The 24,834-nt window shown below is 42.5% G+C and carries 24 protein-coding genes; 19 read left to right on the top strand and 5 right to left on the bottom strand.

Annotated elements, in window-relative coordinates; genetic code table 11:
• The first annotated feature begins 3 nt into the window (after positions 1-3).
• A complete protein-coding gene (gene envZ / locus H3302_RS14930) occupies positions 4-1,299 on the top strand; it encodes a two-component system sensor histidine kinase EnvZ (RefSeq protein WP_036973383.1) in 1,296 nt (431 codons plus the stop codon).
• A gap of 74 nt (positions 1,300-1,373) precedes the next feature.
• On the opposite strand, the gene H3302_RS14925 is transcribed toward envZ, so the two are convergent.
• A complete protein-coding gene (locus H3302_RS14925) occupies positions 1,374-2,078 on the bottom strand; it encodes a 2OG-Fe(II) oxygenase (RefSeq protein ID WP_065979402.1) in 705 nt (234 codons plus the stop codon).
• Between the two features lie 36 nt (positions 2,079-2,114).
• On the opposite strand from H3302_RS14925, the gene H3302_RS14920 reads away from it, so the two are divergent.
• The 9 genes from H3302_RS14920 (at position 2,115) to speD (ending at position 10,422) form a co-directional block, all read left to right on the top strand.
• Positions 2,115-2,513 (top strand): thioesterase family protein, encoded by a 399-nt coding sequence (locus tag H3302_RS14920; protein WP_036973381.1) that lies wholly within the window; start codon positions 2,115-2,117, stop codon positions 2,511-2,513.
• A gap of 81 nt (positions 2,514-2,594) precedes the next feature.
• Positions 2,595-3,173 carry an aminodeoxychorismate/anthranilate synthase component II gene (locus H3302_RS14915; RefSeq protein ID WP_036973380.1) on the top strand — a complete coding sequence of 193 codons (579 nt, stop codon included), beginning with the start codon at positions 2,595-2,597 and terminating at the stop codon, positions 3,171-3,173.
• A 47-nt stretch (positions 3,174-3,220) separates the two neighbouring features.
• Complete coding sequence (locus H3302_RS14910; RefSeq protein WP_036973752.1) at positions 3,221-4,381, top strand: HDOD domain-containing protein; 1,161 nt, start codon at positions 3,221-3,223, stop codon at positions 4,379-4,381.
• A 368-nt stretch (positions 4,382-4,749) separates the two neighbouring features.
• Positions 4,750-5,955 carry an aspartate aminotransferase family protein gene (locus H3302_RS14905; RefSeq protein ID WP_036973379.1) on the top strand — a complete coding sequence of 402 codons (1,206 nt, stop codon included), beginning with the start codon at positions 4,750-4,752 and terminating at the stop codon, positions 5,953-5,955.
• Between the two features lie 81 nt (positions 5,956-6,036).
• Positions 6,037-7,053 (top strand): arginine N-succinyltransferase, encoded by a 1,017-nt coding sequence (gene astA, locus H3302_RS14900; RefSeq protein ID WP_036973377.1) that lies wholly within the window; start codon positions 6,037-6,039, stop codon positions 7,051-7,053.
• Between the two features lie 18 nt (positions 7,054-7,071).
• Entirely contained in the window at positions 7,072-8,541 is a 1,470-nt protein-coding gene (gene astD / locus H3302_RS14895; protein ID WP_065979401.1) for a succinylglutamate-semialdehyde dehydrogenase, read from the top strand.
• Between the two features lie 130 nt (positions 8,542-8,671).
• Positions 8,672-9,019, top strand: coding sequence for a DUF3802 family protein (locus H3302_RS14890; protein ID WP_065979400.1), 348 nt, complete (start codon positions 8,672-8,674; stop codon positions 9,017-9,019).
• An 88-nt stretch (positions 9,020-9,107) separates the two neighbouring features.
• Positions 9,108-9,521 carry an OsmC family protein gene (locus H3302_RS14885; RefSeq protein ID WP_036973371.1) on the top strand — a complete coding sequence of 138 codons (414 nt, stop codon included), beginning with the start codon at positions 9,108-9,110 and terminating at the stop codon, positions 9,519-9,521.
• 88 nt (positions 9,522-9,609) lie between these two features.
• Complete coding sequence (gene speD / locus H3302_RS14880; protein WP_036973370.1) at positions 9,610-10,422, top strand: adenosylmethionine decarboxylase; 813 nt, start codon at positions 9,610-9,612, stop codon at positions 10,420-10,422.
• A 52-nt stretch (positions 10,423-10,474) separates the two neighbouring features.
• Here speD and H3302_RS14875 read toward each other — a convergent pair whose 3' ends face one another.
• Positions 10,475-11,803: a M24 family metallopeptidase gene (locus H3302_RS14875; RefSeq protein ID WP_065979398.1), complete on the bottom strand. Its 1,329-nt coding sequence runs from the start codon at positions 11,801-11,803 to the stop codon at positions 10,475-10,477.
• A gap of 145 nt (positions 11,804-11,948) precedes the next feature.
• Here H3302_RS14875 and H3302_RS14870 point away from each other — a divergent pair, with 145 nt between their 5' ends.
• Positions 11,949-13,424: a bifunctional ADP-dependent NAD(P)H-hydrate dehydratase/NAD(P)H-hydrate epimerase gene (locus H3302_RS14870; RefSeq protein ID WP_074989260.1), complete on the top strand. Its 1,476-nt coding sequence runs from the start codon at positions 11,949-11,951 to the stop codon at positions 13,422-13,424.
• A 242-nt stretch (positions 13,425-13,666) separates the two neighbouring features.
• On the top strand, positions 13,667-15,169 hold the full coding sequence (locus H3302_RS14865) for a S41 family peptidase (RefSeq protein WP_182395756.1): 1,503 nt from the start codon (positions 13,667-13,669) through the stop codon (positions 15,167-15,169).
• Positions 15,170-15,234: 65 nt separating this feature from the next.
• Here H3302_RS14865 and groL read toward each other — a convergent pair whose 3' ends face one another.
• The 3 genes from groL to H3302_RS14850 all read right to left on the bottom strand — a co-directional run bounded on the left by groL (position 15,235) and on the right by H3302_RS14850 (position 17,840).
• Positions 15,235-16,881 (bottom strand): chaperonin GroEL, encoded by a 1,647-nt coding sequence (gene groL / locus H3302_RS14860; RefSeq protein WP_075594292.1) that lies wholly within the window; start codon positions 16,879-16,881, stop codon positions 15,235-15,237.
• 51 nt (positions 16,882-16,932) lie between these two features.
• Complete coding sequence (locus H3302_RS14855) at positions 16,933-17,220, bottom strand: co-chaperone GroES (RefSeq protein ID WP_036973362.1); 288 nt, start codon at positions 17,218-17,220, stop codon at positions 16,933-16,935.
• Between the two features lie 143 nt (positions 17,221-17,363).
• Positions 17,364-17,840 (bottom strand): FxsA family protein, encoded by a 477-nt coding sequence (locus H3302_RS14850; protein ID WP_036973751.1) that lies wholly within the window; start codon positions 17,838-17,840, stop codon positions 17,364-17,366.
• 161 nt (positions 17,841-18,001) lie between these two features.
• On the opposite strand from H3302_RS14850, the gene cutA reads away from it, so the two are divergent.
• The 7 genes from cutA to H3302_RS14815 all read left to right on the top strand — a co-directional run bounded on the left by cutA (position 18,002) and on the right by H3302_RS14815 (position 24,815).
• On the top strand, positions 18,002-18,322 hold the full coding sequence (gene cutA, locus H3302_RS14845; RefSeq protein ID WP_036973361.1) for a divalent-cation tolerance protein CutA: 321 nt from the start codon (positions 18,002-18,004) through the stop codon (positions 18,320-18,322).
• Complete coding sequence (locus H3302_RS14840; RefSeq protein ID WP_182395753.1) at positions 18,322-20,163, top strand: protein-disulfide reductase DsbD; 1,842 nt, start codon at positions 18,322-18,324, stop codon at positions 20,161-20,163. Before cutA ends, H3302_RS14840 begins: the two co-directional genes overlap by 1 nt.
• 350 nt (positions 20,164-20,513) lie before the next feature.
• Positions 20,514-20,966, top strand: coding sequence for a type II 3-dehydroquinate dehydratase (aroQ, locus tag H3302_RS14835; RefSeq protein WP_036973359.1), 453 nt, complete (start codon positions 20,514-20,516; stop codon positions 20,964-20,966).
• A 30-nt stretch (positions 20,967-20,996) separates the two neighbouring features.
• On the top strand, positions 20,997-21,458 hold the full coding sequence (accB, locus tag H3302_RS14830) for an acetyl-CoA carboxylase biotin carboxyl carrier protein (RefSeq protein WP_036973358.1): 462 nt from the start codon (positions 20,997-20,999) through the stop codon (positions 21,456-21,458).
• Positions 21,459-21,481: 23 nt separating this feature from the next.
• Positions 21,482-22,822 carry an acetyl-CoA carboxylase biotin carboxylase subunit gene (accC, locus tag H3302_RS14825; RefSeq protein WP_036973357.1) on the top strand — a complete coding sequence of 447 codons (1,341 nt, stop codon included), beginning with the start codon at positions 21,482-21,484 and terminating at the stop codon, positions 22,820-22,822.
• A gap of 143 nt (positions 22,823-22,965) precedes the next feature.
• Positions 22,966-23,436 carry a tRNA (adenosine(37)-N6)-threonylcarbamoyltransferase complex ATPase subunit type 1 TsaE gene (gene tsaE, locus H3302_RS14820; protein ID WP_036973356.1) on the top strand — a complete coding sequence of 157 codons (471 nt, stop codon included), beginning with the start codon at positions 22,966-22,968 and terminating at the stop codon, positions 23,434-23,436.
• A 35-nt stretch (positions 23,437-23,471) separates the two neighbouring features.
• Positions 23,472-24,815: an N-acetylmuramoyl-L-alanine amidase gene (locus tag H3302_RS14815; protein WP_065979395.1), complete on the top strand. Its 1,344-nt coding sequence runs from the start codon at positions 23,472-23,474 to the stop codon at positions 24,813-24,815.
• Positions 24,816-24,834 lie beyond the last annotated feature (19 nt).

The following is a 24,834-nucleotide window of genomic DNA, read 5'->3' as shown; positions in this document are numbered from 1 at the left end:
ATAATGGGCATGTTTCCGCGAAGCGCATTTGGACAAACCGTATTTTTAGTCGCAGCGTTGCTTTTAATCAACCAGATCGTGTCATATATCACGGTCAGCTTTTATGTTGTAAAGCCAACCATAGAGCAAGTAAATCTGATCCTCGCTAAGCAAATTAAAACAGTGTTTATCGAGTGGGAAGAAGGCGTTGAAGTGAGCAAAGAAGCCTCTGAAAAGTTCTTTGAAATAACAGGGATAGAAGTCATGACCCAGCGCCAGGCAATGCGCGAAGGGCTGGCTGAAACACGTGAATATTCAATGCTTTCGCGCAGCATGTCTAAAGAGTTGAATGGTTCAGCACGTGTGCGCATTAGCCAAACGGATCCGCTTGTATATTGGGTTGAAGCACCGCAAGCCCCTGGTTATTGGGTACGCGTACCCTTAACGGGTTTGCAAGAAAACAACCTGAAATTTTTAACTTTTTACTTGTCCAGTATTGGTTTTTTAAGTGTGCTAGGTGGCTGGTTGTTTGCGCGTCACTTGAACCGTCCTTTAAAAGCACTGCAACAAGCTGCTGTAAAAGTGGGGGTGGGCGACTTCTCCACCAAACTCGAAGAGCAGGGCTCAACCGAAGTCATTGAAGTAACGCGTGCTTTTAATCAGATGTCTCGGGGTATTGCGGCATTAGAAAACGACCGTCGTTTACTAATGGCGGGGGTATCTCATGACCTTAGAACGCCGCTTACGCGCATTCGTTTAGCCACAGAAATGATGTCAGATGATGAAGACTACCTTCGCGAAGGGATAATCCATGATATCGAAGATATGAATGCGATTATTGACCAATTTATAGAGTACTTGCGTCATCACAAGCGCGAAGAGCTTGCGCTTGAAGATTTAAATGCGCTTGTTGCAGAAGTCGTCGAAGCAGAGCAAAAGCATCATCGCAGCATCACCTTTAAAGAAAACCCCAGTATTCATGATGTACCAGTGAGCATGGTGGCAATAAAACGTGTTGTCACTAATATGATTGAAAACGCGATACGTTATTCACAGGGTGATATTGAGGTTGAAACTCGCCTGAGTAGCAATAAAAAATTCGCGATGGTGGTTGTAAATGATCAAGGCCCAGGTATTCCTGAGAGTGAACTTGAAACCGTGTTTGAACCGTTTAAACAAGGCGATGCGGCGCGTGGTAGTGAAGGTAGCGGTTTAGGGCTGGCAATAATCAAACGTATTGTTGATATGCATGGCGGAAAAGTGCAGTTGCTTAATCGCCCCGAAGGTGGCTTAAGTGCACAAATCTATTTACCGTTGTAGATGAAATAACGTGACAGATTAAGACAGATTGCTTAAAAAGTGCGACAGGGGTGTCGCACTTATCTTATTGAACGTTATGACTGTGGTTGGCCGTAAATTTGCTCGGCACGATTAAACAATATCCACGAGGTCAAAATATACTTATCGTTTGAGATAGGCTTATTGCCACGGTGAGTATGGGTAAAGTAGCCAGGAGCCACCACCATGGTTCCTTTCTTGGGCGATATTTTACGTTGTTGATAGTAAAATTCGGTTTCACCACCTTCCTCTACATCGTTTAAGTAAAACATAAACAACAATACGCGATGAAGCGCTTCGTTATGACCTACTTGCGGGTATACCTCACTGTGCCAGTATGGATAGCCCCCTTTATTGATGTCGTATTTTTGCGCCTGAATGTTACCCATTCTAAAAATTTGCTGGACTAGTAAAGGCAGTTGCGGCTTGCCGACTTCTTCAAAGTTGTCTTGGTTTAAGTCAACGGGTTGACCGGTTTTTGGGTGATAGACTTTTAATCCAAACGCGCCAATCATCATAAAAATATGCTCTTCGAGATACTTAAAGATGTACCCTGCGGTGGTTTGTTGAATATGTTTTAATTGTTCGGCGTATTCTGGGTGATTATTTAGGTATAAATCGCGGCTGTCTTTTTTAGATAAATCAACGCCACCAGAGGTAATGCCTTGTTTTAAATGCGGGCTTTGTTCAAATACCGTGATAAAATTATCGCAAAATTCTTTGCTAAGGGCGTTTTCGTATACGCGAATAAAGTCCGTCATGAGCTACCTTTAGTTTATATTTTTTATAGGGTTACTATGTTTATTGAATCAATCACGCCCCGATTTAGCGAAACGGATGTCTTAGGGCATATCAACAATACCGTACTCCCCGTGTGGTTTGAAGCCGCCCGTGCGCCTATTTTTAGATTTTTTACACCGGATTTAAATCCGCATCAGTGGAAATTGATTATAGCCAAGGTTGAAGTAAGCTTTGTCGGAGAGTTGTTTTATGGCCACGATGTTGAGATAAAAACAAGTGTTGAGCATATTGGTTCAAGCTCCTTTGTATTACGTCAAGAAGCGTGGCAGCAAGGCACATGTTGTGCGGTGGGTAAAACGGTCTTGGTACGGTATGATTTTGCTAATAAATGTTCGCAAAAGTTAGATGAGCAAGAAAAAGCAGCACTTTCTGCACACTTATTCGTTTCTGAGTAGCCGTTTTTTGCCGACATTTCTGGGCGCTTGGGGTAAAATGTCGCTTCATTATTTTGACTGAGTAATTTTGGGTTACACGCAATGCTGTTAATGATCGACAACTATGATTCGTTTACCTACAACCTAGTGCAATACTTTCAGCGCTTGGATCAAGAGGTATTGGTTAAACGAAACGATGAGATAAGTGTTGCCGACATCAAGCAATTAAAGCCCGAACATATTGTCATCTCTCCTGGGCCTTGCTCACCAAATGAAGCCGGTATTTCGCTGCAAGTGGTTGAAGAGTTTAAAGGGCAGCTGCCTATTTTAGGTATCTGCTTGGGACATCAAACAATTGCGCAAGCATTGGGAGGTGAGGTCGTACGAGCACGACAGGTTATGCACGGTAAAACCTCCTTAGTGCACCATACAAACCAAGGTGTTTTTAAAGGCTTAGCCAACCCATTGACGGTATGTCGTTACCATTCGCTGGTGGTTGATAAACAGAGTCTTCCCAGTGAGCTCAGTATTACAGCGTGGACCGAACACAATACGCATTTTGATGAAATAATGGGAATAATGCACAAGGATCTCGCACTTGAAGGTGTGCAATTCCATCCTGAAGCAATTTTGACGCAACAAGGGCTTGAATTACTTGCCAACTTTTTAACTCGCTTCTAATCTTAAGCTAATTATTTACAAATATGAACGACAATACTGCTGTGCAAATGACCGATGAAATCCGACAACAAAGGACTGCGATGGTGCTTAATGAGCGTGCGCATGATCTTTTGCTTGGCCACAGTTTTGCACAGCGTCAGATTGGCTATATTCATACTTTAGAAATTGATTATGGCGAGCAAATGGAGCAGCGAACTTTATTAGAAGTTGAAGTTGCAGCGCAAAAGAAACGCCAAAAAAGCAGTACAGCGCACCATAAGTATCGTGCTCAAGCGAGTCAGCAATTACATCAAGTGATTGAAAATGCGATGAACAAGCAGCTGGAAGATATTGATTCAGTGGTACATGAAACCATTGGCATTCAAGACAGTGTGCCCGCTATTTTAGATATTCTTGCGACACGTTCAGCATCGGTAGGTCGCTTAGAGCCGTTAATTAAAGATTTAACCTGGCTTGGGCGTGAGCTCGTCGCGTTTGTTAATTTGCCATACTATCGCCAGCAACGCAGTAAACACACTTCCGTTAAAGTTGATAACCCGTTACTCGCATTGCGTTATATTGGTCTTGATAACCTGAAATTTGTGGTCCCGACATTCGCAGTACGTCACTGGATGCCTCACAGCACAGAACCCTTTCCTTTATTAAAGCGCCGCTTACGAGATAATTCAATGGCATGCGCTATTGCAGCACAAGAAATAGCAAAGCTAAACGGCGTTAATGAAGAACACGCGTTTACTTTAGGCATGTTATTGGATGTAGGGAAAATTGCCTTAGTAAGGCTCTATTTGCGCACTTTTGAGCGAGTGTGGCAACGCAAGGTGGCAATGGCGCGCGAAGAACAAAAGAAAGATTTGCATACTGCATTATTAGAGTTAAAACCCGATCCTTTATTTTTAAGTTCGTTATTAAGCAAATTGTCACTTAAAGTGACAGCCACCGTGATTGAGCAAATGGCATTTCGATATTTACCGTTTAACGCCGTTTTGCAGCAATTAACGACACCCCTTGCTAAAAATGATGAATACCTTCCTCTGACCCAAGTGATTTTAAAAGCACGGTGCTATGCGCAGTTTTTAAGCTTGAACGAACATCAGTTAGTTGAGAAAGATGAAGTTCAACGCTGGTTTACGCATTATGGTTTTACACAAAATGAGCTTGATGAACTGGCAAAATGCAACTTTGAGAACTTCCATATCCAAATTAATTAAAATAATTGTTAATTTTTTTGCGACTATTCATTCATTGTAAATGCTGAGCGATAGCAATATTTAGATAACGTGCCCATGCGTGGTTTGCTAGCAGCGCGCCTTTTAAGTGTATTTTGTATAAAAAATACCCCTCAAATAGTTATTCACTATCCATGAAAAAATATCTCAAACCCTTTATTTTCAAGGGCTGCATGAAAGTTTTCTAAGAGACAGATGGATTTTTTTCTGAAATAATGGATGAATGAAAATTGAACCAAAGAGTAATTAAGGTGATTTTACTCTAAGCTCAATTAGCTTAGTAAAATAGCTTAGTTTAGCTTTATAGCGCCGCTTAAGATGGCGTGTGCTTACGATAAAGAGGATATAAAATGACAGTCAATCGCGAATTATTTGATCACGTAATGGTTCCTAACTATGCACCATCAAGTGTTATTCCTGTGCGAGGCGAAGGCTCTCGAGTTTGGGACCAAGAAGGTCGTGAATTTATCGATTTTGCAGGTGGTATTGCTGTTAACTGCCTTGGCCACTGTCACCCGGCCTTAGTAAGTGCATTAAAAGAGCAGGGCGAGAAAATCTGGCATCTATCAAATGTGATGACCAATGAGCCAGCACTGCGTTTAGCTAAAAAGTTAACCGATGCAACGTTCGCAGAAAAAGTTTATTTTGCTAACTCTGGTGCAGAAGCAAACGAAGCCGCATTAAAACTTGCGCGTCGTTTTGCACTTGATAACTTTGGTGAGCAAAAATCACAAATTATCTCATTCAATAAAGGTTTCCACGGTCGTACATTCTTTACTGTAACAGTAGGTGGTCAGGCTGCCTATTCAGACGGCTTCGGTCCTAAGCCGGGCGATATCGTACATTGTGATTACAATGATTTAGCGGCTTTCGAAGCACTGATCAGTGACAATACATGTGCAGTCATGATGGAACCTCTACAAGGTGAAGGCGGGATCATTTCACCAACAAAAGAGTTTGTAAAAGGTGTACGTGAGCTGTGTACTAAGCACAATGCGCTGTTAATTTTTGATGAAGTACAAACAGGTGTCGGCCGTACTGGTGAGCTTTATGCGTATCAAGGTTTAAATGTCACGCCTGATATCTTAACCACAGCTAAAGCGTTAGGTGGCGGTTTTCCTATTGGTGCAATGATCACCACAACTGATATTGCTCAGCACTTAAAAGTAGGAACACACGGTTCTACTTATGGTGGTAACCCACTTGCGTGTGCTGTTGCAGAAGCTGCATTTGATACGGTGAATACACCAGAGGTATTAAGTGGCGTTAAAGAAAAATCGGCTTTATTCCGCGAACTATTAACTGCAATCAACGACAAGTACAATGTATTTAGTGAAATTCGTGGCGAAGGTCTACTACTGGGTGCAGTGGTTACTGAGCAATTCAAAGGCCGTGCAAAAGAGTTTTTAGTGGCAGGGACCGAAGAAGGCGTCATGTCATTAGTAGCGGGTGCAGATGTTGTTCGCTTTACTCCTTCACTTGTTATTCCTGACGCTGATATCCGCGAAGGTATGGCTCGTTTCGAAAAAGCAGTTGCTAAAGTCGTTAACGGCTAATCATTCAACTGACATATCAGGGCAAGCACTGCTTGCCCGCGTTCATAATTTACCGTTATTTATAAGGGAGCAAGCGGACTCATGATGATCCTTCGCCCAATCCAGCAAAGTGATTACCCAGCATTACTTAAAATTGCCCATGAATCAGGGCATGGTTTTACATCTTTGCCTAATAATGAAGAGTTGTTACAAAAGAAAATCGATCATTCACTGAGCTCATTTGCAAAAGTAGCCCAGCAGCCTGGTGATGAAGGTTACCTGTTTGTTCTTGAAGATAGCGAAACAGGCGAAGTAGTGGGTACTTCAGCCATCGAAGCCGCCGTGGGTTTAGATGACGCGTTTTATCATTATCATTTAAGTAAAGCGATTCATTCATCGCGTACACTTAACGTTTATAAAGCCGTTGATATCTTAACGCTATGTAATGATTACACCGGTGCAACAGAGCTATGTACATTGTTTTTGAGAGATGGTTACCGCAAAAATAACAATGGTAAATTACTATCAAAAGCACGTTTTATGTTTATTAATCAACATAAAGAACGTTTTGCTGAAACAGTTATTGCAGAAATGCGTGGTGTGTCAAACGAGAATGGCGAAAGCCCATTTTGGCAATGGCTTGAAGAGCACTTTTTCTCAATGGATTTTCCAACAGCCGATTACCTGACGGGAATAGGTCAAAAAGTATTTATTGCCGAGTTAATGCCTAAATACCCAATTTACGTGAATCTATTAAGCAAAGATGCGCAAGCTGTTATTGGTCATGTGCATGATAATACTCGCCCAGCTATTGAGCTGTTGAAGAGTGAAGGTTTCACTTTTAACGGCTACGTTGACATTTTCGATGCGGGTCCTACGGTTGAAGCTAAAGTGGATAATATCGCTACGATTCGTAATTCAAGAAAGGTGCAGGTCGAAATAGGTCAAAGCCAAGGCGACACCACCGTGATGCTCGCTAATGATAAACTGACTGACTTTAGAGCCACAGTGACACAAATTAATCTACCGTGTGATGTCGATACAATTACCCTTTCAAGTGAGCTTGCAAAAGCCCTTCACTTAGAAGCTGGCGACACCGTATCAGTTGCAAAACTATAGAATTTAGGAGACACAGTAATGACGCATGCAGCGCAATTTATTAATGGTCAATGGCAAGCAGGCCTTGGTCATGCATTCAACTCTGTAAACCCTGCAAATAATGATGTTATTTGGCAAGCAAATACAGCCACGGCTGAGCAAGTCGACAGTGCTGTAAATGCCGCGCGCCAAGCTTTTTATAGTTGGGCGGATAAATCATTTGCAGAACGTTTAGCTATTGTTAAAACGTTCGCTGAAACGCTTAAAGAGCATAGTGAAGAGTTAGCGCTGATCATTGCGCAAGAAACAGGTAAACCGTTGTGGGAAACTCGCACTGAAGCAGGCGCCATGGTGGGTAAAATTGCGATCTCTGAAAAAGCGTTTTTAGAGCGTACCGGCGACGTTGAAAACCCCATGCCACAAGGCCGTGCGATGATCCGTCATAAACCACATGGTGTTGTTGCCGTTTTTGGTCCGTATAACTTCCCGGGTCATTTACCAAATGGGCATATTGTTCCAGCATTACTAGCGGGTAACACGGTTGTATTTAAACCTTCTGAGCTCACTCCCGCTGTTGCAGAGCTGACTTTAAAACTGTGGCAAAAAGCAGGTTTACCTGATGGGGTTATTAACCTTGTTCAAGGTGAAGTTGACACAGGCAAGGCGCTTGCGGCGCATAAAGGCATTGACGGCTTATTCTTTACGGGGTCATCGCGTACAGGTCATATCCTACATGAACAATTTGCAGGTCAACCGGGTAAAATCCTTGCTTTAGAAATGGGGGGGAATAACCCGCTTATCGTGACTGACGTTGCGGATACTAAAGCTGCTATTCACGATATAATTCAATCTGCGTTTATTTCTTCAGGCCAACGTTGTACCTGTGCGCGTAAGTTATTCTTACCTGTGGGCGAGCAAGGTGACGCCATCTTAGCGGGTCTAATAAAAGCAACCAAAGCGATTAAAGTAGGTGAATATGATGCTGATGACCAGCCGTTCATGGGCTCTATGATTTCGGCTGCGGCTGCCGCGGGTATGGCTGCAGCACAACAGCAATTAGTAGAACTAGGTGCTGACGTATTAGTTGAGTTAACGCATACAGAAAATACCGGCTTTGTAACGCCAGGCATTTTAGAGTGTACAAACGTGACTAATTTCCCTGATGAAGAGCACTTTGGTCCACTTCTTAAAGTTTTCCGCTTTACTGATTTTGATGCTGCCATTGATAAAGCAAATGACACAAGCTTTGGTTTATCAGCGGGTCTATTAAGTGACAATGCAGCTGATTACGACCACTTCTTACGTCGTATTCGTGCTGGTATTGTTAACTGGAACCGCCCAATTACGGGTGCATCGAGTGCGGCTCCGTTTGGTGGCATTGGTGCGTCTGGTAACCACAGAGCAAGTGCATATTATGCAGCAGACTACTGTGCATACCCTGTTGCGTCAGTTGAGCTTGAAAAAGTGGCTATGCCAGCCACATTAAGCCCTGGCTTAAAAATAGACTAAATCAGTATTAATGATTATAAAAAGCAGCTTCGGCTGCTTTTTTTGTATTGGCTTTATAGCAAAGGTAGCAATTAAAAGCGCTTTCTGCTTAAATCTATAGAGTTAGTCATTTTATTAGGTGTGCAGTCGTATGGTTTTAGATAGGCAAGGGTACGATGATCTTGTCATGTATCTCACTCAAAATTTAGCGCTATTTGAGAAGCCAGGTCAAATAAAGCCAGGAGCTCCAACGGTGCTAGAGCTAATTGAAGACGTGATTGCCGAGAATGTCATGCTGCTTTGCGAACAGCATACAGAATTGAACACCGAACAACGCAGCCAAATCGTTCGCGAAGTCGATGGCATCGTTTATGACTTACAAGAAGTACTAAGCAGTGTCACAAATCAACCTGTTACTGTTGAGCAACACGCCTTTATTGATGAGTTTGCTGGACTTGTAAAAAACTTATTCGATACAGCCGTTGCTGAAAGTGCGTAATCTCCTTTAACACCTAATATCGTTTTTCGATTGCATCTGAGTGTGACTTGCTTACAATCAAGCAAAATAACTTTTAGAGATAAAATAAATGCAAGCGAATGTAAAATGGGTAGAAGGTGATACCTTTATTGGCCTTTCAAATTCAGGTCACAATGTCGTTTTTGATGCGGGTAGTGACAGTGCTGCACCAAGTCCAATGGAAATGGTATTAATGTCGGCAGGGTGTTGTTCATCTGTTGATGTTGTCAGTATTCTTAAAAAAGCGAAGCAATCATTTTCTGACGTGCAAGTAAAGCTCAGTGCTGAGCGTGCTGAATCTGCTCCTCGTGTGTTTACCAAGATTCATCTACATTTTGTGGTTACTGGCGATAACGTGTCTGAAAAACACCTTGCGCGTGCTGTTCAATTGTCTGCAGAAAAGTATTGTTCTGTAGCCTTAATGCTTGATAAAACAGTAGAAATTACACATAGCCATGAAGTTGTGGAAGAACAAGTAAAATAACGCTTTTTCCAAACGCAAAATTCGTATAAAATCCGCGAACTTTTATTTCTGCTGGTGCAGGTTTCACTCGTTTAAAGGTTGGTTTAGCATGAATAAACCCTTCGATAAAATTAAGCTTCATGGCTTTAATAATTTAACTAAGAGCTTAAGCTTCAGTATTTACGATATTTGCTACGCGAAGACTGAACAACAGCGTAAAGAATATATTGAATATATCGACGAACAGTACAGTGCTGATCGCCTTACCGATATTTTAGGTGAAGTAGTGGACATTATTGGTGCAAACATTTTGAATGTTTCTCGCCAAGATTATGATCCGCAAGGTGCCAGTGTAACAATTCTGATCTCAGAAGAGCCAATTGAGCAGCAAACAACGTACGACGTTGATGAAGCGCCGGGTCCACTTCCTGAAACTGTGGTAGCACACTTAGATAAAAGTCATATCTGTGTTCACACTTACCCAGAAGCGCACCCTGATGATGGTATTTGTACTTTCCGTGCTGATATCGAAGTATCAACGTGTGGCATTATTTCGCCACTGAAAGCGTTGAACTTCTTAATTCACAGCCTTGAGTCAGATGTAGTAACAATTGACTACCGTGTTCGTGGTTTCACGCGTGATGTTGATGGTGTGAAACACTATATCGACCATGCGATCAATTCTATTCAGAATTACATGACTGAAGATACAAAAGAAGCGTACCAAATGATGGACGTAAACGTGTATCAAGAAAACTTGTTCCACACTAAAATGATGTTAAAAGAAACCGACTTAAATACCTATTTATTCGGTGTATCTACATCTGATTTGTCAGAAGACGAAGAAGAAGAGATCCGCTCTAAGCTAACACGCGAGATGCAAGAAATCTTCTACGGTCGTAACTTACCTGACACTGAGTAGTCACTGGTAACGTATTAAAAAAACGGCGCATAAAATTATTATGCGCCGTTTTTTATTTTATAAGCAGTAACTCAGTTTGTCTGCCATTTAGATACCACACCCCTGATTTATCGAAAAACGCATCTTCTTCGAGCATAATTCGAATTTCTTTATTCCATTGTTTTATAAAAACGGCGTTGTTTAATTCAATCGAATACGCGGTATTTAAGTGCAGTGGATAGTCGCCATCGCCAGCAACCCCTTGTTGTGAATCCCACATGCCCAGCGTTGTTCCCGCAGCATGGCCATGGTAACCAATAGGGTGGGTGTATATTGTGGGCTTTAACCCTTGAGCAATCGCCTCTGCACGAGACTCTTTTAGTACTTCATTACCCGTTTTACCGGCTGCAAAGTGTGAGGTGAAAATATCTTGTAATTGATTGCCACTTTTTAAGGCATTCACTAAATAGTCTGGTGCCTGCGTTTCGTTTTCTTTTAACACGTAAGCATGTTGTTGAGTGTCAGTGTTCAAGCGCAAATAGGTAATGCCAAAATCAACATGCAGTAGATCACCCGCTTGAATAATGTGCTCATTATCTTTGCTAAAGCTTGTTTCATGATCAAACGTTTTTTTATCGGCACGCTGTATACTGACACTGGGGTGAAACCATGTTTGCAGTTTTAATTCTCTTACCCGCTCTCTAAACCACCAGGCTAAATCGTTTGTGGTTGTTTCACCTACCTTTATCACTTTGCTTGAGAAGCCCTCAGCAATAATTTGATGCGCAATAGCCACTGCCTTTTTATACATGTCTACTTCTTCAGGTAAACGTTGCTCGAGCCACTCAATAGCGAGAGGTTCAGCAGAAATGAGCTTATCAAGGTATTTTTTAGGGAGTGCGCTTTTAAGATTATTAAAATCACCGACGACAAGACCATCGGCATGTGCCCAGTTTTGAGAGGTGTTTAGGGCAATATTTTTAGGTTGGTATGTTTCAATTATGTCATTTAGAGCAAGCCATTGATCAGGTTGCTTTTGTTTATCCCATGACTTTTTGAATACCTTGCCTATTTTATATGGCGCGATAGCGTGCGCATCAACCCCACCTTGTTGGTTTCGAGCAAACACCAAAATGGTGGTGCGTCTGGCTGATAACCAAGTCGCAGGCAGCATTGTTTTTAAAATAGGATCTTCGTTATATTCTCTACTGATTAGCAGCCACATATCAATATTATGCTGCTTCATTAATGGGGGCAGTAACGTTTTTACTCGTAATTCAGTCATTTTATCAATAAATTCAGCGCGCGCTTTCATTGGTAAAATATCGACCGTATTTGCGCTTAATGGCAGGGCTAATAAGGCACAAAATAATGAAATAACCGTTTTTTTGTTATTAGTCATGGGTTAACTCTTTTTATTGTCAGTGTCTTTAGAACATAGCAATAATAAATAGACAAGACGATAAGATTAAGATGAATAACAGGTTTATATCTACGGGGTTGCTTGCTACAGTAAATTGATAGATTGCTCAAGAATGACTAAACCAATGATTGAACATCAGTTATTTAAAGCCGAACAAATAAGAACGAATGAAGCCATTGCGGCTAAACGTTGTGGTGTTGCGATGTACACGCTTATGGAACGTGCTGGTCAGGCTGTGTTTATGCATAGCGTGAACTACTTTGCGGACGCGTTGCATTACGTGGTGTTGGTCGGCGTTGGAAACAATGCTGGTGATGGCTACATCGTTGCAAATTTGGCTAAAAAAGCAGGAAAAAACGTGACAGTGATAGCCGCTGTACCTGACAAACCCTTGTCAGGAGATGCACTCACCGCACAACAAGCTTGGTTAGATGCCACAGGCGAAATCGTGACAGACTTTGCTGTGCTTGAACAGGCTGATGTTATCGTTGATGGTTTGCTTGGTACGGGTATTCAAAGTGACGTTCGCTCGCCATTTAGTGAGCTGATAAACGCGGCGAATAATAGCCGAGCGCCCATTATAGCTATCGATCTACCCTCTGGTATTCATGCCGATACTGGCGCCGTTCAAGGTATTGCAATTAAAGCGACTGTTACTGTGACCTTTGTGGGTATTAAACAAGGTTTGGTAACGGGACAAGGGCGCGCGCATGCAGGTCAATGTGAGTTTGCAGATTTAGGCATTGCTGATGCATTTGCGTTGCTGTGCCCACCCTGTGCTTTACTTATTAATCAGCAAACAATCAACTCACTACCAGCGCGTGATAACAATAGCCACAAAACCAGCCATGGTAAGTTATTGTGCATTGGGGGTAATGCAGGTACAGCAGGTGCTATTCGCTTAACGGCAGAAGCGGCACTGAGAACAGGTGCGGGTATGGTTAAGGTGTATACGCATACCAGCTCAATTCTCAGTGTAAGTATGGGAAGGCCAGAGTTAATGGTCACAGACGCTAATCTAATTGCTTCTCTTGAATGGGCAAGCTGTATTGCCATAGGTCCCGGTTTGGGGCTTGATAGTTGGTCTGAGGCTACCTTTGAAACAGTCATGCAGTACTGTTTCACCAATAATAAACCCTTAGTTATTGACGCCGATGCACTTAATTTAATTGCCCAACATGCGTCGTCATTTCCACTGACAAACACGGTTATCACTCCTCACCCCGGTGAAGCCGCACGGCTGCTTAATTGCAGCACCTCAGACATAGAAACTGACCGTTTTGCAGCGGTCAAACGTTTAGCGCACAGCTATACCACAACCTGCGTACTAAAAGGGGCTGGCACATTAATTAGCAATAACAATAAAACCTGGGTCTGCACAGATGGTAATCCAGCCCTTGCTGTTGGGGGGAGTGGAGATGTACTCACTGGCGTTATTGCAGCCCTAATTGCACAAGGGCTAGATACTCTGCAAGCAGCCAGCTTAGGGGTCTGCTTACATGCAAAAGCGGGTGATATCGCCGCTGAGCGCGATGGTGAGCGTGGTATGTTGCCAAGTGATTTGTTTATGATAGTCAGAGAGTTAGTTAATTCACCTTAACAAGCCATAAATCAAAGGGCCAATTTCATTTATGCCCATTCGCCTCATAAACAGCTCACAATCATTAAGTATTATTGCGGGTTGTATCAGAGTGTTTCAAAATGATGGGCTCCTGTGTCGACAGTGTGGGTTTTATTTTTTAGTCATTAGTTATAAATTAAACAATAAGTAGCACGATTAAAAGTCGCGTTGCTATTACATGTATACCCACTGTTTGGATTAAAATAATTAAAAGGATTTATATGAATAAAGCGGTTAATTTATACTTGCCTCTACTCGTGAGTGGCATAGCCTTAGTCACTGCAAGTGTGAGTGTGCAAGCTGACAGCTCTCACCCCGTAAAACACTTTCCAAAAACAGCAACCCAGTGGAAAGCCACTACACAAAAAGATATTGAAGCTGCTTATCAGCAATCAGTCGATAATCACCCCGGCATGTTTGATAGCGATAACCCAGGGTTTCCACAATTACTGTTTAATGCCAAGCAACACGCTTTAATGCTTGCCGACCAAGTAGAAAATGCACAAGGTTACGCAGCCGCAATTGCACGTTTTAATTCGGTTTTGCAAGATGGTCACGCTGGGGCAGTTGCACTGTTACCTGACGACGTTAAGTTGCCACGACGCTGGCCCGGGTTTTCTGCAGTATGGCGTGGTGATGGCTTAAAAGTGTATTACAGCGAGCATGATAAAGTAACGAAAGGGGATAAAATAGTGCGCTGTAATAACACGCCTATTGAACCCTTAATGCGCGATACCCTGTTTAAATTTTATGGTGAAGTTGATCAACCCGGTCATTGGTGGAACCAAGGATGGCGATTATTAGTGGATGATGGAAACCCATTTCTAACCCCCTTTAAAAGTTGTGATTTTGTGAAAGTCAGTGGCGCGACGTATAGCGTTAGACTTGAATGGTTTGAGCGCCCAAAAAATGTTCGCCAGCACTTAGTAAATGCTTACAATGGTGATGAGCTCGAGGTAGGCCTGCACTGGGCAACTCAAGAGATTGCTTGGATAGCAATGCCTTCATTTTCACCAAATGAAGAACAAAAAGCACGTTACCGACAACTCTTCACTGATTTAGCCGAGCAGCGTGAACAGTTGCTAACGTCTAAAGCGGTGATATTAGATCTTCGCCATAATCAAGGCGGCTCAACATATTGGAGTATGAAAATTGCTGAGCAACTTTGGGGGCCGCAGCATGTGACATCGCGAAGAGAGCAGTTAGCTAAAAATACACGCGTTTGGTGGCGAGCATCCAAAGATAATACGCAATACCTTGAGTCATTAAAAACAAAAGTGCAAGACCAGCCCGAGGTCTTCGCTATAGTAAAACAAGTCTCAGCAGGTATGCAGACGGCGTTAGATATGGGTGAACCTTTTTATATTGAGAAGAAGCCAGCAACGACACCGGTCTTAGATGAAGTATCTGAAAGCGATTTTAACACTAAAGCCATCGTTATAGTGCCCGGACAATGTGCCAGTGCGTGTCTGGATGCAATCGATACTTTTAAGTTATTTTCAAATACAGTGTTATTTGGTGCGCCGAGCAGTGCTGATTCAACCTATATGGATGTTCGATTTGTTGATACTCCCTCAGGATTAAGCAAAGTGATAATCCCTAACAAAGTTTATGTAAACAGAGCGCGCGGTAAGGGGGATTTTTACTGGCCTGATATTCCATACCATGGCGTTGACTGGACAACAGAGGTTTTATTAGAACACATTGAGCGTGTTATAAAGTAAAGTGATCTGTAGAGATAAAAAACCCAGCCGAAGCTGGGTTTTTTAAGCGAAGTGCTTGGAGTGGACTACATCATGCCGCCCATTCCACCCATGCCGCCCATGCCACCCATATCAGGGGCACCAGCGTCATCCTTTGGGATTTCAGCAACCATTGCTTCAGTTGTGATCATCAGACCCGCGATTGAAGCAGCGTACTGTAGTGCAGAACGCGTTACTTTAGTTGGGTCTAGGATACCCATTTCGATCATGTCGTTGTATTCGCCAGACGCTGCGTTATAACCGTAGTTACCTTCACCGCCTTTCACATTGTTAACAACAACAGATGCTTCGTCGCCTGCGTTTGTAACGATTTGACGCAGTGGTGCTTCCATCGCACGAAGTGCAACTTTAATACCGTGACTTTGGTCTTCATTGTCACCAATTAAGTCTACCAGCTTGTTTGCAGCGCGCACTAATGCAACACCACCACCCGGTACAACACCTTCTTCAACCGCTGCGCGAGTTGCGTGTAATGCATCTTCTACGCGGTCTTTCTTCTCTTTCATTTCGATTTCAGTTGCTGCGCCAACTTTGATTACTGCAACACCGCCAGCTAGTTTAGCCATACGCTCTTGTAGTTTTTCTTTATCGTAGTCAGACGTTGCTTCTTCGATTTGTGCTTTGATTTGTGCAACACGGCCATTGATACCGTCTTCTTCACCTGCGCCATCGATGATTGTTGTGTCATCTTTAGTGATCACAACGCGCTTCGCTGTACCGAGGTCTTCAACTGTTGCTTTTTCAAGTTCTAAACCGATTTCTTCAGAAATTACAGTACCACCCGTTAAGACTGCGATGTCTTGTAGCATTGCTTTACGACGGTCGCCAAAACCAGGTGCTTTAACCGCAGATACTTTAACGATACCGCGCATGTTGTTCACAACAAGCGTTGCAAGTGCTTCACCTTCAAGGTCTTCAGCAATAATTAATAAAGGCTTGCTTGCTTTAGCAACCGCTTCTAATGTAGGTAGTAACTCACGGATGTTAGATACTTTTTTATCTACAAGTAGAATGAATGGGTTATCAAGCTCTACAGCGCCTTTTTCTGCGTTGTTGATGAAGTAAGGAGACAGGTAACCGCGGTCAAACTGCATACCTTCAACAACGTCTAATTCGTTTTCTAGTGACTGACCTTCTTCAACAGTGATAACACCTGAATCACGACCCACTTTTTCCATTGCTTCAGCAATAATGTTACCAATTTCGCTATCAGAGTTAGCAGAAATAGTACCTACTTGGGCAATCGCTTTTGTGTCAGCACAAGGAACAGACAATGCTTTAAGCTCTTCAACAGCTGCTGTAACCGCTTTGTCGATACCGCGCTTAAGATCCATTGGGTTCATGCCTGCGGCAACTGCTTTTAAGCCTTCGTTTACGATAGCTTGCGCTAATACGGTTGCAGTTGTTGTACCGTCACCTGCAGCGTCATTCGCTTTTGACGCTACTTCTTTAACCATTTGTGCGCCCATGTTCTCGAACTTGTCTTCAAGCTCGATTTCTTTTGCAACAGACACACCATCTTTAGTGATGACTGGCGCACCGAATGATTTGTCTAAAACAACATTACGGCCTTTAGGGCCTAAAGTTACTCTTACTGCGTTTGCTAAAATATTTACGCCTGTTAGCATTTTGCCACGTGCGTCACTTGCAAAAAGTACTTCTTTTGCTGCCATGATTTAATTCCTCTTAAATTCTGTAAACGGGTTGCTAAACGAAAAGTAGGATTAACCTACAATGCCTAGAATGTTATCTTCACGCATGATCAGGTACTCTTGACCTTCGATCTTTTCAGCTTTTTCAACATAAGAGCCAAACAGCACAGTGTCACCGGCTTTTACTTCTAATGCTCTTACCTCACCGTTGTCTAATACACGGCCATTACCAACAGCGATAACTTCTCCGCGCGTTGATTTTTCAGCTGCAGAGCCAGTTAAAACAATACCGCCAGCAGACTTAGTTTCTTCTTCTAGACGCTTAACGATGACGCGATCATGTAAAGGACGAATGTTCATTTATTTAGTTCTCCTAACAGTTTCTGAACAGTACAGAAAAAATCTTGTGTTATGCAGGGGAGTGCTAAAGCCACCCGTTGCGTTTCATTGCCTTCAATAATGGGGGTGGCTTAAAAAAATCCAAGTATAAAAATTAAAAATTTTTAATCTTTTCGCTCAAATTCGCCATCAATGGTTGTTGGCTGGTGAGTTGGCTCTTCATGTTGGCTGGTTTTACTATGATATTGAAAGTGTGCAGCGCCTTGATTCATTTGTGAGCTCATACGTACAGTCGCTTGACTGGCAAGGCCTGCCGCCAATTTATTGCGCACTACTGGCGTCAATAATAAAAAGCCAAACACGTCGGTCATAATACCAGGGGTCATCAATAAGACACCGGCGATAATCACACACAGACCGGTAAATAACTCTTTTGCAGGCATTTGCCCTTGCGCCATTTGCAGTTGTACGTTTTGAATAGCACCGATACCTTGCTGCTTTACAAGTTTTGCACCGACAATCGCGGTGACAATGACAAGCGCTATGGTTGCAAAGCCGCCAATGACTTCACTCACTTGAATGAGCAGTGCAATCTCAACAATCGGCACTAAAATAAATAATAAAAACAAAAATCTAAACATAACGCTCTCTAAAAATGTCGCTCTTTTTTGAGTCAGTGAAATATAAATATGGGTGATCAGGTCTTTTTTCAAGGTAGAACCAAGGATCATTGAGGCCGCTACACATTGTAGTGACTATCGGCTACTATGGTGCGACTCATGTAATCAAATAAAGGTTCCTTATGACTACGCATTTTCGACTAATTTTTACTACCTGTGCAAATGAGAATGAAGCGCGTCTGCTGGCTCAGCACCTAGTTAAAGAAAAGCTAGCGGCCTGTGTGAACATTTTGCCGACCATTGAATCTATTTACATGTGGGAAGGTGAAGTGACTCAAGCCAAAGAGAGTAAGTTACTGATCAAAACAAAATCAGAAAAAATGAATGAGGTGATCCAAACTATCAAGAAGTTGCATAGTTATGAGGTGCCAGAAATTCAGGTCGTTGATGTCGCAACAGGCAATTTAGCCTATTTTAATTGGATGGATGAGGTACTTAATTAATGCGATCGTTCTTTTTATTACTCTGCGCACTGTGGTTATTGCCAGCCAGTGCAAGTAATAGCAATTTACTCGGAAATTTACTGCAACAACCAGCAGAACAAACTTTTCTTCCTGTGGATCAGGCCTTTGTTTTTGATTTTGATCAGCAAGGTAACACCCTCTTCATTGGCTGGGACATAGCGCCAGACTATTACTTATATAAAAAGAAAGTCGAAATAATTGCCAAAGGAGCTGATATTGAAATTCCAGACCTTGGCAAAGGTGAAATAATCGAAGATGAGTTTTTTGGCAGAACCGAGGTTTTTTTTGATTCCTTAAGTATCATCTCCAAATTAAGCAACGTGACAGAAGATGCCGTTGTAAAAGTGCGATTTCAGGGCTGTGCAGAGGCTGGCTTATGTTATCCGCCAGAAGTTAGAACCATCCCTCTTTCACTCATCGCCGGTGAGCAGGTTACCGACAGTGCATCTGCGGGTAATGCATTAGCGGCATTAACAGCCAATGCTGAGTCTTTAGAAAATGCAGAGCCTTCAAAAACAGAACAAAAAAATACATCTGCAGCTCCCAAGGGGGAGCAGTCTTATACAGATAAATTAGCCTCACAGGGATTACTGACTAATTTAGTGATTTTCTTCTTGGTGGGTGTGGGTCTGGCCTTTACGCCGTGTGTTTTTCCGATGTTTCCAATTTTATCGAGCTTAATAGCAGGCCAGCAAAACCTTTCAACGAAAAAAGCATTTTCATTATCTTTTGTCTATGTACAAGGTATGGCGGTGACATATGCTGCGTTAGGTTTGGTGGTTGCTTCACTGGGTGGACAAGTTCAAGGGTATTTACAGCACCCAACCGTACTGATTAGCTTTAGTATTTTGTTTGTATTGCTGGCCATGTCGATGTTTGGTTGGTACGAAATTAAATTGCCAAGCGGCATGATGAATAAGCTCACTCAGGTGAGTAACCAGCAAAAAGGCGGCAACTATGTTGGCGTGTTTATGATGGGGGTGTTGTCGGGTTTAATCGCGTCACCTTGTACCACGGCACCGTTATCAGCAGCCCTGCTTTATGTTGCACAAAGTGGCGACTACTTGGTAGGCGGCTTGACGCTTTATGTACTCAGCTTAGGTATGGGCTTACCGTTATTATTACTTGGCACGTCAGGTGGTAAATTACTTCCTAAAGCTGGCGGTTGGATGGAACAGGTTAAAATCTTGTTCGGCTTTATTATGTTGGTTGTGCCACTCATTTTATTAGAGCGAATTGTTGATATTGAAATCATTTGGTTGATGGCCGGTTTACTTGCACTTGCAACCGCGTTGTATTTACACCATTGGCAAAGTGGTCAGTCGCAAAGTAAGCTAAAAACGGTTTTATGGTTTGCGGCAACGTTATTAGTCATTACAGGGGCTTCGTTAACGAAAAACTACTTTTGGCCGACTAAAGCAGTGGTTACTAATGTGGCAGAGCAAAACCACGGCTTTACACAAGTGGCGAACCTAGCAGAGCTTAAAGATAAAATTAGTGATGCAAACAGCCAAGGCCGTTTAGTGATGGTGGACCTGTATGCCGATTGGTGTGTTGCGTGTAAAGAATTTGAGCATTACACCTTTCCAGATGCCAATGTGCAAAGTGAGTTTGCTCATTTTGAGTTAATTCAAATTGATTTAACCGAAAGTGATGCAAAAACCATTGAGTTAATGGAAGAGTACACGGTGTTTGGTTTACCAAGTATTTTGTTTTTTGATACCCAAGGTAACGAGTTAGCCGAGCAACGAGTCACGGGCTTTTTAAATGCGAAAGACTTTGCCGAACATTTAGCAAAAGTACGAAATAACGCAAAATAAACGGTTAATTGCATCGAACAAGCTGAACGCCACTCAATTGAGTGGCGTTTTTATTTTTAAAAGAGCACTTCATGTAAAATCTAATACATTAGGTTTAATTTTAAACGGTTTGAATAATTAATCACCCTAATAAAACAACAAGGATAACTTGTCGCAGCTCCTTGTCACACGTACGATGCGCCTTGCTTAAGAGTGATTAGACCAGTATTTTGCTGCTATTTACGTCGAAATATCTATAATAGGTGGTTAACGTGAGAAATAGTTGCTATTTTACATTTACCCTCTTAAGTTAAGCAGGGGTTTATGTTGAATATGTTTAAACTAGTTACTTAAAGGATATATCGCGTATTATGGCTGCAAAATTCAGACTTTTAGTTATAAATGGGCCAAATTTAAACATGCTTGGCAAGCGTGAACCTGAAAAGTATGGCACACAATCTCTTGACGAGATTATGGCTGAACTAAGCACGGTCGCGACGCGTTACCATGTTGATTTAACGCATTTTCAAAGTAACAGTGAAGCGGCGCTTATTGAGCGAATTCATGCAGCGTGGCAAGCGGTTGATTGTATTATTATCAACCCTGCAGCATTTACACATACAAGCGTTGCCTTACGAGATGCATTACTCAGTGTAAACATTCCCTTTTACGAGGTGCATTTAAGTAATGTACATGCACGTGAAGCATTTCGTCATCATTCGTATTTTTCGGATGTGGCACAAGGCGTTATCGTTGGATTAGGAGCAATGGGTTATAAAGTAGCACTTGAAGCTGCGGTTAATCGGTTGCAAAACACACATTAATTTTAAATAAACTAACAGGCGGGTCGTTTAATGGATATTCGCAAGATCAAAAAACTTATCGAACTAGTAGAAGAATCTGGTATTGCTGAATTAGAAATCACTGAAGGTGAAGAATCAGTACGCATTAACCGTAATAATATGAGTGCAGGTCCTGCAATGCATTATGCACCTCAACATTTTGCGGCACCAGCGCCGGCAGCAGCACCTGCTCCAGTGGCTGAAGCACCAGCGGCAGAAGCAGCACCAGCAGCACCAACCGGTCATCAAGTTAAATCACCAATGGTAGGTTCTTTCTACTCAGCAGCATCACCAGAAGCAGCGCCGTACGTAGAAGTAGGTTCAAAAGTAAATGTTGGCGATACACTGTGTATCGTTGAAGCAATGAAAATGATGAACCAAATCGAATCAGACAAAGCGGGCACAGTAAAAGCTATCTTAGTTGAAAACGGCGAGCCAGTAGAATTCGATCAACCTTTATTCATCATTGAATAATAGCGCAACAAAAGGCCAACTCTATGTTAGATAAAGTAGTCATTGCAAACCGAGGTGAAATTGCACTTCGTGTATTGCGCGCCTGCAAAGAGCTTGGGATCAAAACTGTTGCTGTGCACTCAACGGCAGACCGTGATCTTAAGCACGTGTTACTGGCAGACGAAACAATTTGTATTGGTAAACCTGCTGCGTCTGAAAGTTACTTAGATATTCCGCGCATTATTGCGGCGGCAGAAGTAACGGATGCGGTGGCGATTCACCCAGGTTATGGTTTTCTTTCTGAGAATGCAGACTTTGCTGATCAAGTAGAGCAAAGCGGCTTTGTATTTATCGGTCCAAGAGGCGACACAATTCGTCTAATGGGCGACAAAGTATCTGCAATTGAAGCAATGCGTAAAGCTGGCGTACCATGTGTACCAGGTTCTGATGGTCCATTAACGGCTGATAATGAACGCAATATTCAAATCGCTAAGCGCATTGGTTACCCTGTAATCATTAAAGCAGCAGGCGGCGGCGGTGGTCGTGGTATGCGTGTTGTGCGTAGCGAAAAAGAATTAGTAGATTCAATCGCATTAACACAACAAGAAGCGAAGCAGTTCTTCGGTAATGGCATGGTTTACATGGAAAAATTCCTAGAAAACCCACGTCATATCGAAGTACAAGTATTAGCTGACGGCCAAGGTAACGCTGTTCACCTTGGTGAGCGTGACTGTTCAATGCAACGTCGTCACCAAAAAGTGGTTGAAGAAGCACCCGCACCGGGCATTACAGCTGAAATGCGTAAGTTCATCGGTGATCGTTGTACTCGTGCATGTATCGAAATCGGTTATCGCGGTGCAGGTACTTTTGAGTTCTTATACGAAAACGGTGAGTTCTACTTCATTGAAATGAACACCCGTATTCAAGTTGAGCACCCTGTAACAGAGATGGTAACAGGTGTTGACTTAATTAAAGAACAGCTAAAAATTGCTGCGGGTCAACCATTATCATTCACTCAAGAAGATGTGGTTATTCGTGGTCACGCCATTGAGTGTCGTATTAACGCAGAAGACCCTGAAACCTTCATTCCTTCACCGGGTAAAATCACACGATTCCACCCAGCTGGCGGTTTAGGTATTCGTTGGGACAGCCACATTTATGCTGATTACACTGTACCACCTCATTACGATTCAATGATTGGTAAGTTGATCTGTTACGGTGAAAACCGTGATGTAGCGATTGCGCGTTCACGTAATGCGTTAAACGAATTAGTTATCGACGGCATTAAGACCAACACCCCACTGCACAAGAAAATCTTGGCAGATGAAAACTTCCAAAACGGTGGTACTAATATCCACTACCTTGAGAAGAAACTCGGTCTTTAAACATAATAATGTTTACCTAAAACAAACCGGCAACTTTGCCGGTTTTTTTGTGTCAAATTCAAGGCATGGCTGATTCTCGCCTTACATAAATAATCTGGTATGATTAACAAAGTAGTGTGTTTTTAGTTTTTCATGAGGTAATAATGACCGACAGTGTTGGTTTTCCACTGGCTGATGAAGCTGCAACGGTAAACATGGGTAAGCAACTTGCGGCGTTAATGGAGCAAGGCGCGGTAATTTATTTGCACGGCGACTTAGGAGCCGGCAAAACGACTTTAACGCGTGGTATTGTTCAAGGTTTTGGTCATCAAGGTAAGGTTAAGAGTCCGACGTATACATTAGTAGAGCCTTATCAATTAACGAAAGCAGATGTCTATCACTTTGATTTATATCGTTTAGGTGACCCTGAAGAACTTGAGTATATGGGAATTCGTGACTATTTTTCACCACAGGCAATTTGTGTGGTTGAATGGCCCGAGAAAGGGGGCGAGTTTATCCCTACGCCCGATTTAGATGTCACGTTACGCTATGAAGGTGAGGCACGTGCTATTGAAATAAAGAGTTTAACTGAGCGTGGTCAGTCTATAGTTAGACAATTAAAGAGCGCGCAATAATAAAATAAATAACAATAAAAGGTGTGTTATCAAAAATGGGTCGTTGTACATTTAAACTATTAATTTTTTGGATGCTTTTGATTGTTAGTGACGTTGCGCTGGCACAAAATTCCATTAATAGCGTGCGTGTGTGGCCCTCTCCAGACAGTACTCGGGTTGTGTTTGATTTAAACGACAAACCCGATTACAGCTACTTCATGCTGAAAAATCCATCGCGTTTAGTGATTGATCTCAAAGACACCGATAAGTTAGATACACTGCCAAGTATTCCAAACAAACACCAAATAGTTTCTAAGCTGCGTTATTCGAAACCAAAAGACAGCAAAAGTGTGCGCTTTGTCTTTGAATTAACCCGAGCGACGAAGCCCGTGGTATTTGCATTATTACCTACCGACCCTTATAAGCATCGTTTAGTTGTTGACCTTGTAGATAAAACACCAAAAGCGGAGCCGATAGCGAGTACGAATAGCAGTGTCAAAAAGCGCGAGCTTAATCAAGAACGTGATATTGTGATTGCGATTGATGCAGGGCACGGTGGTGAAGACCCCGGTTCAATAGGGCCATCAGGCACCTATGAAAAAGACATCACGTTGCAAATTGCTAAACGCTTGGAGCGAATGATTGATGCTGAGCGCGGGATGATTTCACGTATGATCCGCCGCAGTGATTATTTTGTAAACTTGAATACGCGTACCAATATTGCGCGCGAGAAAAAAGCAGACTTTTTTGTGTCTATTCATGCTGACGCCTTCACCAGTCCGCAACCTAATGGAGCCTCTGTATGGGTGTTGTCGCTGCGCCGTGCAAACTCAGAAATTGGTAAATGGATTGAGGATAAAGAAAAGCATTCGGAGCTTTTAGGCGGTGCTGCTGGGGTGTTAAAAGACACCGCTAGTGAAAAGTATTTAGCGCAAGCATTGCTTGATATGTCGATGGACCACTCAATGAAAACGGGTTTTAACGTCGCTGAAGAGGTGGTGAGAGAGCTGAAAAAAGTGGCTAAATTACATAAAAAAGAACCACAAGCAGCAAGCCTTGCAGTGCTTAAATCGCCAGATATTCCCTCTATTTTGGTCGAAACAGGGTTTATCTCGAATCCGCGTGAAGAACGTTTACTAAAAACAGCCAATCACCAAGAGCGATTAGCTAAAGCAATCTTTAAATCAATTAAAAGCTATTATTTACAAAATCCACCTGATGACTCTTTATTTGCTAAATTAAAAGCGCAATACCCAACCAAGCATAAGGTACGCCCGGGTGAATCGCTAAGCATGTTGGCGAGTCGTTATGGCACATCTGTGAGCAAGCTTAAAACGGTAAATAACCTAAAATCGAACACTTTGTTTATCGGGCAAGAGCTTGATATTCCCCAAAGCTAGTCAATTAGCGTGTTAGGAA

Origin of the sequence: Pseudoalteromonas sp. MT33b (assembly GCF_014117385.1) — a bacterium.
GTDB lineage: Bacteria > Pseudomonadota > Gammaproteobacteria > Enterobacterales > Alteromonadaceae > Pseudoalteromonas > Pseudoalteromonas lipolytica.
The sequence above is the reverse complement of the archived record's forward strand: the minus strand, read 5'-3'. Positions and strand labels throughout refer to the sequence as shown.

What these genes read in the sequence shown, in the direction of transcription:
- envZ (WP_036973383.1), top strand. Translation starts at nt 4, where the DNA reads ATGGGCATGTTTCCGCGAAGCGCATTTGGACAAACCGTATTTTTAGTC.
- H3302_RS14925 (WP_065979402.1), bottom strand. Translation starts at nt 2,078, where the DNA reads ATGACGGACTTTATTCGCGTATACGAAAACGCCCTTAGCAAAGAATTT.
- H3302_RS14920 (WP_036973381.1), top strand. Translation starts at nt 2,115, where the DNA reads ATGTTTATTGAATCAATCACGCCCCGATTTAGCGAAACGGATGTCTTA.
- H3302_RS14915 (WP_036973380.1), top strand. Translation starts at nt 2,595, where the DNA reads ATGCTGTTAATGATCGACAACTATGATTCGTTTACCTACAACCTAGTG.
- H3302_RS14910 (WP_036973752.1), top strand. Translation starts at nt 3,221, where the DNA reads ATGACCGATGAAATCCGACAACAAAGGACTGCGATGGTGCTTAATGAG.
- H3302_RS14905 (WP_036973379.1), top strand. Translation starts at nt 4,750, where the DNA reads ATGACAGTCAATCGCGAATTATTTGATCACGTAATGGTTCCTAACTAT.
- astA (WP_036973377.1), top strand. Translation starts at nt 6,037, where the DNA reads ATGATGATCCTTCGCCCAATCCAGCAAAGTGATTACCCAGCATTACTT.
- astD (WP_065979401.1), top strand. Translation starts at nt 7,072, where the DNA reads ATGACGCATGCAGCGCAATTTATTAATGGTCAATGGCAAGCAGGCCTT.
- H3302_RS14890 (WP_065979400.1), top strand. Translation starts at nt 8,672, where the DNA reads ATGGTTTTAGATAGGCAAGGGTACGATGATCTTGTCATGTATCTCACT.
- H3302_RS14885 (WP_036973371.1), top strand. Translation starts at nt 9,108, where the DNA reads ATGCAAGCGAATGTAAAATGGGTAGAAGGTGATACCTTTATTGGCCTT.
- speD (WP_036973370.1), top strand. Translation starts at nt 9,610, where the DNA reads ATGAATAAACCCTTCGATAAAATTAAGCTTCATGGCTTTAATAATTTA.
- H3302_RS14875 (WP_065979398.1), bottom strand. Translation starts at nt 11,803, where the DNA reads ATGACTAATAACAAAAAAACGGTTATTTCATTATTTTGTGCCTTATTA.
- H3302_RS14870 (WP_074989260.1), top strand. Translation starts at nt 11,949, where the DNA reads ATGATTGAACATCAGTTATTTAAAGCCGAACAAATAAGAACGAATGAA.
- H3302_RS14865 (WP_182395756.1), top strand. Translation starts at nt 13,667, where the DNA reads ATGAATAAAGCGGTTAATTTATACTTGCCTCTACTCGTGAGTGGCATA.
- groL (WP_075594292.1), bottom strand. Translation starts at nt 16,881, where the DNA reads ATGGCAGCAAAAGAAGTACTTTTTGCAAGTGACGCACGTGGCAAAATG.
- H3302_RS14855 (WP_036973362.1), bottom strand. Translation starts at nt 17,220, where the DNA reads ATGAACATTCGTCCTTTACATGATCGCGTCATCGTTAAGCGTCTAGAA.
- H3302_RS14850 (WP_036973751.1), bottom strand. Translation starts at nt 17,840, where the DNA reads ATGTTTAGATTTTTGTTTTTATTATTTATTTTAGTGCCGATTGTTGAG.
- cutA (WP_036973361.1), top strand. Translation starts at nt 18,002, where the DNA reads ATGACTACGCATTTTCGACTAATTTTTACTACCTGTGCAAATGAGAAT.
- H3302_RS14840 (WP_182395753.1), top strand. Translation starts at nt 18,322, where the DNA reads ATGCGATCGTTCTTTTTATTACTCTGCGCACTGTGGTTATTGCCAGCC.
- aroQ (WP_036973359.1), top strand. Translation starts at nt 20,514, where the DNA reads ATGGCTGCAAAATTCAGACTTTTAGTTATAAATGGGCCAAATTTAAAC.
- accB (WP_036973358.1), top strand. Translation starts at nt 20,997, where the DNA reads ATGGATATTCGCAAGATCAAAAAACTTATCGAACTAGTAGAAGAATCT.
- accC (WP_036973357.1), top strand. Translation starts at nt 21,482, where the DNA reads ATGTTAGATAAAGTAGTCATTGCAAACCGAGGTGAAATTGCACTTCGT.
- tsaE (WP_036973356.1), top strand. Translation starts at nt 22,966, where the DNA reads ATGACCGACAGTGTTGGTTTTCCACTGGCTGATGAAGCTGCAACGGTA.
- H3302_RS14815 (WP_065979395.1), top strand. Translation starts at nt 23,472, where the DNA reads ATGGGTCGTTGTACATTTAAACTATTAATTTTTTGGATGCTTTTGATT.